The sequence below is a fragment of the Eubacterium multiforme genome (assembly GCF_030813415.1).
Classification (GTDB): Bacteria; Bacillota; Clostridia; order Clostridiales; family Clostridiaceae; genus Clostridium; species Clostridium multiforme.
In genome coordinates, this window is sequence record NZ_JAUSUF010000001.1 from 496,575 (window position 1) to 509,563 (window position 12,989).

Here is a 12,989-nt window from a genome sequence, read left to right on the forward strand (position 1 = left end):
AAAAATACTTAATTGTTAACTGTATTAAGTTAATTGTACAATTTTAATAAAAAAATTTAACAATATTATTACTGTTTATCTCTTTTATTATTTTAAAGTTGTTGTATAGTTTTTTTGTGGCTAGAGTTTATATATAAATTTTAGGAGGATTAAATATGAATGATACTGTTAAACTTAAAGAAATTGAAGAGATTTATGATAAAATAAGTCCCTTTGAATTTAAAAATGAATTATTAAAAGTAGCAAAAAAAGATATTGATGGAAGTAAGCGACCACTTCTTGATGCTGGAAGAGGAAATCCAAACTGGACAGCTGCAACTCCTCGTCAAGCTTTTTTTACTTTTGGGCAATTTGCAGTTTCTGAAACTCAAAGGGTTTGGAGTGAAGGAGACCTTGCTGGTATGCCTCATGCAAATGGTATATATAATAGATTTAAAGAATTTGCAAATAAAAATAAAACTGCCCCTGGAATGGAGCTTTTAGTAAATATAATTGAATATGGAATAAATAAAAAAGGTTTTAATCCAGATAAATGGGTTTATGAACTTGCAGATGGAATAATTGGAGATAACTATCCTTTTCCAGATAGAATGTTATCCTATATAGAAAAAATAGTTCACGACTATTTGGTAAAAGAACTTTGCTCTAATGACTCTAAATGTGGAGATTTTGATTTATTTGCTGTAGAAGGTGCTACTGCTGCTATGTGTTATATTTTTGATTCTTTAAAAGCTAATGAACTTTTATGTAAAGGAGATAAAATTGCTATAATTACACCTATATTTACACCTTACTTAGAAATTCCTCATATTCCAAGATATAGTTTAGATATAGTTCAAGTTAAAGCTTTGGAACATTCAAAAGATGGAAGTAATTGCTGGCAAGTATCTCAAAGTGAATTAGATAAACTTAAAGATACTTCAATAAAAGCTTTATTTATTGTTAATCCTGGTAATCCTTCCTCTGTAGCTTTAACAAAAGAAAGCAAGGAAAAATTAATAAATATTGTTGAAGAATATAACAAAAATCTAATAATAATTTCTGATGATGTATATGGTACATTCGTTCCTAATTTCCGTTCTTTAATGGCAGATCTTCCTTATAATACAATTGGCGTTTACTCTTTTTCAAAATATTTTGGAGTAACTGGCTATCGTTTGGGAACAATTGCTATTCATAAAAATAATGTATTAGATGATTTAATAAAAAATCTATCTGATGATAAAAAGGAACTTATTAGAAGAAGATATAAAGAACTTCGTACTGATTGTGAAAATCTACCTTTTATAGATAGAATTGTTGCAGATAGTAGACAGGTAGCCTTAAACCACACTGCTGGTCTTTCAACTCCTCAACAAGTTCAAATGGCATTTTTCTGTGCCTTCTCTTTATTAGATACTGATGATAGTTATAAAAAGTTAACAATGGAAATATGCCGTCGTCGTGAAAAATTATTATTTGAAGGTTTAGGTATAGAACTAAAGGATAATCCTTATAGTGCCTATTATTATACAGAATTAAATTTACTTGAATGGGCAAAAACTAGCTTTGGAAATGATTTTGCAAACTTTCTTCAAAATAATTATAAATTAGTATATATACTTTATGACTTGGCTAAAGAATGTTCTGTAATCTTATTATCTGGAAGTGGCTTTGATGATTCTGAATGGTCCCTTAGAGTATCCCTTGCTAATCTTGATGATTATGAATACTACAAAATTGGTAAAGTTATGCGTAAGCTAATGATAAGTTTAATTACTAAATGGGAAAATCCTAAAAACAGATTAAAAGAAACTTTATGATAGAATTTCTATCATAAAGTTTCTTTTTTATCATTAATAATTTTTTTAAGTATTACAAATCTTATTTTGTCATAAGATATTTCATTTGGAAGATCATCCTTAATTGGCTTTATTCTATAATAACCATGGTTATCTATTGCATTTAAAATTAAAGTTTCTTCCTCTTTGCTAAACAAAGTAGAAAAATCTATATTAAAATCTATTTCATTTCCTTCTTTCATAAATTGTTGAACATGAGATATTATAGTTGTTATTGCTAAAGATCTTTCATCTGAAATTTCTTTAAAGTCTTTTCCAGACCTTAACATTTCTATTGTTACTTCATAGGATTTTTGCTTTGAAGAATTACTTCTTGTTCTTTTATGAGATTTTTCATCATCTATTTTTTCACCATATGTAAAATTAGATTCTATATTATTTTCCTTCATATAATTTTTTATATCCTCTAAAAATACTTCTCCATATTTTTCTATCTTTTTTTCTCCAACACCACTAATTTCTATTAATTGAGTGTTGTTTATAGGCATTCTTATACTCATTTCCTTAATAGTATTATCTCCAAAAACTACATATGGAGGTACTCCTTCCTTAGCTGCAATATTTCTTCTAAGGTCTTTAAGTATAATAAATAATTCATTATTATCATTAAGTTTTTTAATTTTTCTCTTTTCTTTAAATAATACCTCTTCATTTCCCTTTATTACATTTAGTGATTTTGAATTAGGTTTAACAACAGGATATTCCCCACCATAATTAATATATCCATGAGAAATTAAAGTATTTATAAAATCTTTTAAATCCTCTTTAGAATAATCTGCCATTATATTATAAGTAGTTAATTTATTTAACCCTAAATCAATTAGTTTTTGATTTTTAGAACCTCTTAAAACATCTACTATCATACCTATGCCATATGGTCTTTTCATCCTATAAATACAAGATATAACCTTTTGTGCATCAATAGTTTTATCTACAACCTCTCCAGAAGATTCGCAATTACTACAGTTATTACAATTTTCTTTAAGTTCTTCACCAAAATAACTTAATATAAACTTTCTATAACAATCATTAGAGTAGACTAAATCTGTCATAGTTTGAAGCTTTGATAATTCATTTATCTTTCTCTCTGGATTTAATGTTCCTGTTTCTATAATATATTTTTGTGTTTGAACATCTCCTGGTGAAAATAAAAGTATACATTCTGACTTTTCAAAATCTCTTCCAGCTCTTCCTATCTCTTGATAGTATCCTTCTATATTTTTAGGCATATTATAATGTATTACATATCTAATATTAGGTTTATCTATACCCATTCCAAAGGCATTTGTGGCAATAATTAAATTTATTTTATCATATACAAAATCCTCTTGAGTTCTTTTTCTTTCTTCATCACTAAGGCCTGCATGGTATCTTCCACAAAGTATTCCCTTTGAGTTTAATAAATCATATAACATATCTACTTCTTTTCTTGTAGAACAATAAGTTATACCTGAAACATCCTTATTTTCTTTAACATAGTCTAATATATATTGCTTTTTATTAACACCCTTTTCTATTATTATCTTTAAATTCTCCCTATCAAATCCAGCAACAAAAACCTTTGGATTTTTTAAATCTAAAAGTTTTACTATATCTTCTCTAACTTCCTTAGTTGCTGTTGCTGTAAAAGCTGATACCACAGGTCTATTATTTAATAATTGTATAAATTTACTTATATATTTATAGCTACTTCTAAAATCATGTCCCCATGCTGATACACAATGGGCTTCATCAACAGCTACTTGTGAAATATTAATATTTGATATAACATTTAAAAATTCCATTGATTCTAATCTTTCAGGTGCAACATATAAAATCTTTATATTTTTATCTTCTATATTTTTAAAAATATCTTGTATTTCTAAATTAGAAAGGGAAGAATTTATATAAGCAGATTGAATTCCTGTACCATTTAATGTATCTACCTGATCCTTCATAAGGGAAATAAGTGGTGATATAACAATTGTTATTCCATCCATAAGTAATGCTGGTACTTGATAACATATAGATTTACCTCCGCCTGTTGGCATTATTGAAACTACATCATTACCATTAATTATTTCATTAATTATTTCCTCTTGCCCTTTTCTAAAACTACTATATCCAAAATAATTTTTTAAAACTTCTAATGCTTTTTTCAAAATTATCCTCCTAAAATTTACTATTACTATAATTATAACCTTATTTTCTTAATTATAAAAAGGAATTACAACTTTGCAATTCCTTATCTATAATTTTTATGTATTATTCAATTAATTTCATTACTTCTTCTACTATTTCTTCTGTAGCCATTTCACTTGTATCAATCTTTTCTGTATCCATATTCTCATATAAATCAAAATACTTAAGACTTCTCTCTAAACATTCTATATCTCTTTTTCCCTTTGCTATATCACTTGATATTCTTCTTTTTAAAACTTTTCTAGAACAGGTTAATGTTATTTTTCTTAATTGAAAATCTTTATTTGTTAATTTCTCTAGAATATCATCCATAATTTTTTCATCATGGATTACCCAATTAAATATAACGTTTTCTAAATTTGAATTGTTTAAAAAGTTATTTAAAAGAAATACTATATTTTCCTTTACCATTTTTTTATTTTCTTCATTAACTACAAATGGATTCATCTTCCAGCACCAGTCTCCATCTAACCACACTGAGTTATTAAGTCTTTTATTTAATTCCTTACAAGTTTTAGTTTTTCCAACTCCCATTGTTCCATTAATAACAATTAGCTTTTTCATAGTAATTAATCCTTCTTTCAATTAGATTTCGGTTTTAATATCTATTCTATTTAAAATTTTTTCATATACCTTTTGCATAAAAGGTTCTTTTTTAGTATATTCTCTAAGCTTTTTTAAAGGTATCCAGCTAACTCCACTATTTTCATCTTCTTTTATTCTAATGTTTGCATCCTCTTCTCCTTCAAAAAGATATGCCACTGATAAATGAAGGTGAGGTGATACAAAATCACCCCTTTTTATGTGACCATTTACAGGAAGAACATCTAATGATGCTATTCCATTATATAAAAGTTTTGCATTTTTTAATCCTGTTTCTTCTTTAAGTTCTTTAAAGGCAACTTTTAGAAAATCTTTATCTCCATCCATATGACCGCCTGTCCATGCCCATGACTTATATATATTGTGATAAGCCATAAGAGCCTTATCTTTATTTTTATTAAGTACAAAAGCTGAACTTGTTAAATGACAAACTACATTTTTTCTAGTAAATACATCCTCAAAATTATTTATACACATAAGAATGTTCTCTTTATCCTTTATTTCTTGCTCATTTACTGGTACATATTCCTCTATTTCCTTTTTCCAATCCATAAATTGCTTCCCCTCTATCTAAATTGTATTATTTATATGATTTAAAATCAAAATTATATTATATAATCTTTTCCATCATTATTATTTCTTCTATTGTTTCATACCCATTTTTTATATAAAATTTTTCTGTCATATTAGATTTTAAGGTATATAAATATATTTTTTTAATCTTTTTATCCTTTAGTCTAAGAGTAAATTCATTTAAAAGTTTCTTTCCTATTCCCATTCCCTTTTTACTATTATCTACACAAAGTTCCTTAATATTAAAATGTAGGCAATCATAATAATACTCATGGTTTCCAAGAATCATACCTACTGGCTTATCCTCATAAAAACAAACTAATCCATATGACCCTTCGCAGTTTATCATTTGAGTCAGTCTATTTTTTGCAGTAGTTCTTGTCCACTTATCATTCCAAGGTGGTGCATTAAAGGATTCAATATAAAAGTTTACTATTTCATCTAAATGTTTTAAAGTAATTTCTTCAAATCTCATAATATTCTCTCCTAAAATTTAATTTATTTAAATCTATTAAAAAATTAAGCGTAATAACTGGTTCAATGTTAAAACGCTTAATTTTATTATTTATAATGGGTTTCCATCAAAATCTTTATATTCTGATTGATTCTTATCATTTCCAATGTTATTTTGTTTTTTGTGCAATCTTTGTCTTCTTTCACCCTTTTGCATTGGTGTTCCAAGATTATCTTTTTTAGGCATAACTTAAACACTCCTTTCATGTATTATCTTTCTCTTTATAATAATTAAAAATACATAAATCTATTAGATTTTACATGAAAGAACTTTTTAAATTAATTAAGTTTTGTGTATCTAAAAAAGCAACCTTTATAATTTACTATTAAAACCTTTCCATTTGTATAAAAAAATGGAGCATTTTTATATTCTTTATCATCTTTATTCTTTTCTTCTGTTATTGTTACCATATAATATTGTCCATTCATATCTATCCCATTTAAAGCTTCTTTATTTATATAGGTATCCTTTAATTTGTCATTAATATTTTTCTCATTAATCTTATTTATTTTGTAATAAGGATCTTTAAACTCCTTATTATAATTAATATTATCAAATCCATTAAAATATCTATAATCAGATATTATAATATCTTTTTTAACTAATATTGAATATTTATTTGAAATATTAGTTGAAGGTTTTGAATCATTCATATATCCATACATAATACCATTACCCCAAACACCTTCAATCTTATCTAAAAAATTCCTATTATTAGTGTTTTCAACCTTATTAGCTTCTTTTTTTCTAATCTGTTGTCCATTAGGATTTTCATTATAATTTTGTAATGCCTGAACTACTTCCTTCTCATTACCATTTTTAATACAATATACCCCTCCACCAATTAGAACTATTAAAGAAACTAAAAATATTAAAGTCTTTCTCATCTTCTTTCTCCCTTAATACTATTAAATTATAAAAAAGTTCTTAATTACAATTAAATATTACTATTTTTAATTATATACTGCAACAAAAAAATAATGCTATGAATAATTTTTTTATCCATAGCATTTTATAGTTAATTTCCTAAACTTATTGAATTATATATTTCTTTATTTAAATCCTTAATTATTTTACTTGCATCATTATACTTTTTATCTTTAATTAAATTACTAACAGTATCTATTTGTTTTTTTATCTTTCCTCTTTTATCTTTTTCTATTTTATTTAAATTAACACTTTCAATATCATTTAACTGCTTAGTTAAAATATCTTTATTATCTTTTTGTGCTTTATCACTTAAATCGTTAAGCTTTTTTTCTAGTTCTGGCATAGCTTGAACGTTTCTATATGAAATAGCATCTTTTGATTCTTTCATTAATTTTTTATATTCTTTCTCTTCTTTTCCTATCATATATTGAGAAAATTCTGTTTTGTGTCCATTTAAATAAACTTTAAATTCATTAATCTTTTTAGTTTCTCTTTGCGTATTAAATATTAACAAAGCTAATACTGCCACTGCTATTATAATTCCAATTACTTTTTTCTTCTTGTTTTTCATCTTTTTCACCTTCAATAAATTAAATTATTCATAACATATTTTATCATAATATATTAAATTTATAGATAGAATATTTTTTTATTATAAAATATTTATTAATTTTACTAATAGTTTATACTATTCCTTCAAATTCTTCAAAAAATTTATTTAAATATTCTTCCATATAATCTATTCTTTTTCTTGCTATATTTCTTCCTGTATCAGTTTCCATATGATCCTCTAATTTAAATAAGTTTTCATAAATATAATGGACTACTGATGGATTCTTTTCCTTTAATGTATCATCATCACTTTCTAAATTTACACTTGGGTCATATAATACTTCTTCTTTATAGCCTCCTATCATAAAAGCCCTTCCTATTCCAACTGCCCCTAGTTTATCTAAATTACTAGCATCTTTTAAAACCTTTGCTTCAATTGATAATTTGTTATCTTTATAAACAAATCCTATACAATCTTTAATTTGCTTTTTTATATTATCACTTAAACTTAATCTATCAAAAATTTTATTAATATATTTATTTTTATCATTAATATTTTCAAACACTCTATCTAAATCATAAATATAACAAGATAAACATAGTATATCATCATTTATTTCTAATGACTCTTTTTCATTTATATATTTAGCTATTTTATATACTCTATCTAAATGATAAATATCTTCCTTATGATTATTGTCTAATAGAATCTCAATTTCTTTTCTTACTGAATTATAATATTTACTCATCTCAATAAATTCCTCTCACTTCCACTTATTATTTATCTATTATTTATAATACTTTTAATATTATCTTCAGTTAATCTATATACTGTCCATTCATCCATTGGAATTGCCCCTAAACTTTTATAAAATTTTATTGATGGTGTATTCCAATTTAGGCAGCTCCATTCCATCCTTTTACAACCATTTTCATGTGCAATTTTAGATATAACTTTAAATATTTCCTTTCCTAGTCCCATTCCTCTATATTCCTTTTTAATATATATATCTTCTAAATAAAATCCTGATCTTCCTACAAAAGTTGAATAATTAAAAAAATATAATACATATCCTATTGGCTCTCCATTAAATTCTGCTATCATTGCTTCAGCTTGTTTTTTTTCAAATATTGATTCTTTTATACTTTCTTTTGTTGCAATAACTTCATTTAACATATTCTCATAAATTGCCATTTCCTTTATTAAACTTAATATTAAATCAACATCTTCCCTAACGCTGCTTCTTAATCTAAATCCTTTTATTTTGGTATCTATATATTTCATTATTACCCCACCTTTGTTTTATGTTATATTATACCATATATGGTATGTACTTATAATATAATTTTACAAAAAGCAATGGAATGATATCCCATTGCTTTTTATGCATAATTATTTATACTACTATTTCTATGTAGGTAATAATTATTTTATTCATTTTATTAAATTTAGAATTACTATTCCTCTACTTCTTTTCCTTTGGAAAAATCATATTTGGATATACCTTTTTTAAATATGAATTTGGATAATGAGTATCTAAAAATCTATCAATAGCACTATCTGCTTTAACATGATTTATTCTAGCTACTTCTCTTCTTACAGCTAATGTTGATAGTACTATATTTGGCACCATAATTATTATAAATATATATGTCCAAATTCTTATAGCTTTATCAGAAAAATGTGAAATAATCTTCTCAAAAAATGGATATACCTCTTTTATGAAAAGAACACCTAATATCCCCCAAAACACACAGTATTCAACACTAGTTCTACCATTTATACTAAGAGCTTTACTAGTATAATCCCAAGATATTGTTCCTGTCATTTTTTGTTGAATCCATGAACATGCATATTCAAAAAATCCTCCAAAAACAGCACTTATAAAAAATATTAATAAACCATCTTTTTTAATAAACTTATATAATAAAATAGTTAATAAAACGCTTCCTATTCCATATACAGGACTAAATGGTCCATATAATAAGCCTTGTCTACTTTGAAAATAACCATTTCTAATATAACACCAAAGCATTTCTACTGCATATCCCAAAACAGATCCTAACATAAAAATCCAAATTAACTTATAAATATTTATTCCTTTTTTTAAATTAACCATAAATCCACCTCTTATCTTTTATATATTTTAATTTCATAGTATCTAATTAAAATTTAATACTACTTTAAAAGAACTCTAATATTTAAAATAATACCATTATATTAAGTATTAATAAGAAAAATCCTTTTAATTTTCTTTTAACTTTTGACAATCCTTTAAAGATTATTCTTTTGTAATAAATAATATAAACTATGTGAGAAATTAAATAAGTCTGAAGGGCTATCTAAAATTAGTAATTACCTAAAACATAGATAAATAAAAAAAGCTTGATAAATTAATGTAATACGTTTTTAGTAAACTTTAAATTTACTAAAACATCTTACATTTTTATTTATCAAGCTTTTATTAGATTTTATATTTATTCCATTGCTATAAAATCAACCTTCTCAATATTTGGCATATCACCAAGTCCACCTAAAAGACCTGTTAAATCGCACTCTAAAGATGACATGTCAATTGTTATACTTAAATTTGCAGAACCATTTATAGGTATACCTTGATCTATTGTTAGTACATTTCCACCTTTATCCGATATATAATTTAAAATATCTGATAAAACTCCCTTTTTATGTTCTATTATCATGCTGAAAGTCATTTTTCGCCCCTGTACACTTTCTGCAAAATCAAAAACATGATCCTTATACTTATAATATACGCTTCTACTAATTCCTATTTTTTTTGTGGCTTCAGTTATCTCTTTTATTTTTCCTTCTTTTAATACTCTTTTAACCTCTATGACCTTTTCATATACTTCAGGTAAAACCTTCTTATCAATAACTAAATAATTACCTTTCATTTGTTACCACCTTCTATAACAACTACCCCTTTTTTATTTATAAACAAGTATTTAGTCCAAAAAAACCCCTGAGACTATTAACACTTTTTAATCTTATTGCTAAAACTACATTTAATAATTAATATTTTGCATCTAATATTTTTGACGCCACATTATTATATGATTCTTTTTTAAGAATATCAAATATTTTTTTATTAATTATTAAAAACATTTATTATATAACATTTTATTCAATTTTATATAATAAATACCTGACCCCAAATTTTTCGATATAATTAGCTACTTAAATATACTTTATTTATATTTATATTAACATTACTCCCCCTTAATTTATTTTATTAAATACAAATATTTACTTAACTAATTAATATTATATTATAATAATATCATGTATATCATATAAATACAACTGTATTTATATGATATACATTAATTAATTTTAAAATTTTACAATCCATTGCTTATAAGATTTAAAATTATTCCACCTTTTATTGAAACATTATGGCTATTTGCAAATTCCTTTGCATCTTTTATTTTTAATTTAATAACTTCAATTTCTTCATTTTCTTCCACATTGTTTGTACTTATTTCTCCATAAACGTCCATTTTTACTATAGCTGTTGTTTCATCAGTCATACCAACTGAAGTATAACTAGCATCTAAAAATACTTCATAACTTGATGCCTTTAATCCTGTTTCTTCAAATAATTCTCTTTTAGCTGCCTCCTCCATACTTTCACCTGGATCTATAAGTCCAGCTGGTAATTCATAAATATAGTCATTAATTGCTGGTCTAAATTGTTTTAATAATATAATTTCTTTATTCTTAGTTATTGGAATTATCATAACTCCATCAGCTCTATTATGATCTTTTGTTTTACACGCAAGGTCTTTTTCATCTCTTCTACTTGCTACAAAATATCTTTTTAAGTTTCCTTTTTTATTTTCAAGCTTTAATTCATACATGTTTAAATACTTATTATCTGTTTGTTTTTTAATTTCTAATAATTTCATTTAAATCTCCTCTTTCCATTTCACATAACTTTTTATATTTGCATTTTTTACATTTATATTCTTCTTCACACATAACAAACATTTCCTTTGGTTTTGGTTTGTTAAGTTCTTTATCTTCAAGCATTGCATCTATAACATTAATTTCTTGCTTAACCTTTAAGTTCATCTCTTCTAAATCACTATTTGAAAATTTATATTCCTTATTTTCTCCAGTGAATAAATATTCAATTCTTCCTATTATCTTTTCTAAAGGAATTTTATATTTATCCATTACATAAAGTGTATATACTAGAAGCTGATTTTTATCATCTTCACTTCCTTTTCCAGTTTTCCAATCTACTATTATACAATTTCCATCTCCATCAATATATAACATATCTATAATTGCAAATACTTTAATATTATTTATAAATATATAATCAAAACTTTTTTCATCAACCTCAAGAACATCTAAAAAGTTTCTACTACTAATATCCCCAAAAGTCTTACTTTCAAAAAAGTTTTCCACACATTGTTCTATTCTCTCTTTAATTTCATCTATATCGTCTTTTTCAAGCTTTCCATTATAATAATACTCTTGAAGCATTTCACCCTTAGGATAGCTTTCCCATTCTAATATTCTTCCTTCTCTACTGCTTTGTTTAACTATTGTATTTAATTTAAGCCTTACAAAATTTTTAAATCTATCTACATTAACTTCACTATTTTTATTATTAATTGTATATTTAATAATATCTTTAATTCCTTCGTGTATTATATCTCCAAAAAAAATCCATATATTCGTTAATTTTTTTAACCTCCAAGTCATCTTCCTTTCATAATCAGATTCATATTCCCAACCTCTATGGGAGCCATAATATGTATAGTAATACTCCCTTAAACAAGATTTTATAGTTTTTATTTTAGATATACTCCAAGACTTTTCTGGATAATCCTTTACAAAGAATTTCTCTTTTTTCATACTCTCCTCCAAAACCTAAATATACTAATTATTATACTCTTTGAAAAATCAAGTTTCTTTATTTTTGCAAATTTTCAGAATAAATTTATTTTTTCACCTCTAAGCTACTAATTATCTCACTCCATATATTTTTATAATTAAATATAGATAAATTTTTAACAATATCTATTGAAACTAGTTTTACTTAATTGTAAAATATATAATGTCGGTATTCTTTATAAGAAACTGAACGCAAAATTCAAAATTTTTAATCATTGTTTTTTGCCGAATTATATCCTAAATGGGGGAATAAGAACGGAGGTTACAAAATGGAAAGAAGTACAACAAAAAAGGTTTTAGGACTTCGCCAAATGGTAATTATAGGTATGCTTTCAGGTATATCAATTTTTATGGGATTAACTGGAATTGGATTTATTCCACTTCCCTTTATGAAAGCTACTATAATGCATATACCTGTAATTATCGGTGCAATAATTGAAGGTCCTATAGTTGGAGCATTAGTAGGAGGAGTTTTTGGTTTATTTTCAATGTATCAAGCTTTTACAGCCCCAACACCAACATCATTTATATTTTACAATCCAATAATTGCTATTATTCCAAGAGTATTAATAGGAATAGTTGCCTACTACATTTATAAATTTCTAAAAAATAAATTTAAGAAAGAATCTACTGCAATTGGTATTGCTGCAGTTCTTGGAACACTAACTAATACAGTAGGTGTTTTAGGTCTTACTTACCTTATTTACTTAGAAAAATATTCACATGCTTTAGGTATAGCACCATCTGCAACTGGTGCAGCAATTGCTACTGTAGGTGTTACAAATGGTATTCCAGAAGCAATTTTATCAGAACTTATTACAATACCAGTAGTACTTACACTTAAAAAAATTAAAAAATAAGAAAT

The 12,989-nt window shown here is 25.1% G+C and carries 15 protein-coding genes; 2 read left to right on the forward strand and 13 right to left on the reverse strand.

The features are described 5' to 3' along the window. The first annotated feature begins 155 nt into the window (after positions 1-155). The gene (aspD, locus tag J2S18_RS02285) at positions 156-1,802 is read left to right on the forward strand and encodes an aspartate 4-decarboxylase (RefSeq protein ID WP_307482719.1); all 1,647 of its coding nucleotides are present in this window, start codon (positions 156-158) and stop codon (positions 1,800-1,802) included. Positions 1,803-1,813: 11 nt separating this feature from the next. On the opposite strand, the gene recQ is transcribed toward aspD, so the two are convergent. The 13 genes from recQ to J2S18_RS02350 all read right to left on the reverse strand — a co-directional run bounded on the left by recQ (position 1,814) and on the right by J2S18_RS02350 (position 12,085). Further along, complete coding sequence (gene recQ / locus J2S18_RS02290) at positions 1,814-3,982, reverse strand: DNA helicase RecQ (protein WP_307482723.1); 2,169 nt, start codon at positions 3,980-3,982, stop codon at positions 1,814-1,816. Positions 3,983-4,085: 103 nt separating this feature from the next. Beyond that, positions 4,086-4,586, reverse strand: a complete 501-nt coding sequence (locus J2S18_RS02295) for an ATP-binding protein (RefSeq protein WP_307482726.1) — start codon at positions 4,584-4,586, stop codon at positions 4,086-4,088. Between the two features lie 21 nt (positions 4,587-4,607). Further along, the gene (locus tag J2S18_RS02300; RefSeq protein ID WP_307482728.1) at positions 4,608-5,177 is read right to left on the reverse strand and encodes an NUDIX hydrolase; all 570 of its coding nucleotides are present in this window, start codon (positions 5,175-5,177) and stop codon (positions 4,608-4,610) included. 58 nt (positions 5,178-5,235) lie between these two features. After that, complete coding sequence (locus J2S18_RS02305; RefSeq protein WP_307482730.1) at positions 5,236-5,673, reverse strand: GNAT family N-acetyltransferase; 438 nt, start codon at positions 5,671-5,673, stop codon at positions 5,236-5,238. 90 nt (positions 5,674-5,763) lie between these two features. Then, positions 5,764-5,898: a clostri-philic family protein gene (locus tag J2S18_RS02310; RefSeq protein ID WP_307482732.1), complete on the reverse strand. Its 135-nt coding sequence runs from the start codon at positions 5,896-5,898 to the stop codon at positions 5,764-5,766. 92 nt (positions 5,899-5,990) lie between these two features. Continuing rightward, positions 5,991-6,599 (reverse strand): hypothetical protein, encoded by a 609-nt coding sequence (locus tag J2S18_RS02315; protein ID WP_307482734.1) that lies wholly within the window; start codon positions 6,597-6,599, stop codon positions 5,991-5,993. 131 nt (positions 6,600-6,730) lie between these two features. Next, entirely contained in the window at positions 6,731-7,213 is a 483-nt protein-coding gene (locus J2S18_RS02320; protein ID WP_307482736.1) for a hypothetical protein, read from the reverse strand. A gap of 112 nt (positions 7,214-7,325) precedes the next feature. Beyond that, entirely contained in the window at positions 7,326-7,943 is a 618-nt protein-coding gene (locus J2S18_RS02325) for an HD domain-containing protein (protein WP_307482738.1), read from the reverse strand. 32 nt (positions 7,944-7,975) lie between these two features. Beyond that, positions 7,976-8,479 (reverse strand): GNAT family N-acetyltransferase, encoded by a 504-nt coding sequence (locus tag J2S18_RS02330; RefSeq protein ID WP_307482740.1) that lies wholly within the window; start codon positions 8,477-8,479, stop codon positions 7,976-7,978. Positions 8,480-8,660: 181 nt separating this feature from the next. Beyond that, positions 8,661-9,314, reverse strand: coding sequence for a putative ABC transporter permease (locus J2S18_RS02335; RefSeq protein ID WP_307482743.1), 654 nt, complete (start codon positions 9,312-9,314; stop codon positions 8,661-8,663). Between the two features lie 358 nt (positions 9,315-9,672). Beyond that, a complete protein-coding gene (locus J2S18_RS02340; protein ID WP_307482746.1) occupies positions 9,673-10,110 on the reverse strand; it encodes an ACT domain-containing protein in 438 nt (145 codons plus the stop codon). 447 nt (positions 10,111-10,557) lie between these two features. Continuing rightward, a complete protein-coding gene (locus J2S18_RS02345) occupies positions 10,558-11,124 on the reverse strand; it encodes an NUDIX hydrolase (RefSeq protein WP_307482749.1) in 567 nt (188 codons plus the stop codon). After that, entirely contained in the window at positions 11,105-12,085 is a 981-nt protein-coding gene (locus J2S18_RS02350) for a PD-(D/E)XK nuclease family protein (RefSeq protein WP_307482751.1), read from the reverse strand. The genes J2S18_RS02345 and J2S18_RS02350 overlap by 20 nt, the downstream gene beginning before the upstream one ends. A 308-nt stretch (positions 12,086-12,393) precedes the next feature. On the opposite strand from J2S18_RS02350, the gene J2S18_RS02355 reads away from it, so the two are divergent. After that, the gene (locus tag J2S18_RS02355) at positions 12,394-12,984 is read left to right on the forward strand and encodes an ECF transporter S component (protein ID WP_307482753.1); all 591 of its coding nucleotides are present in this window, start codon (positions 12,394-12,396) and stop codon (positions 12,982-12,984) included. Positions 12,985-12,989: the final 5 nt, after the last annotated feature.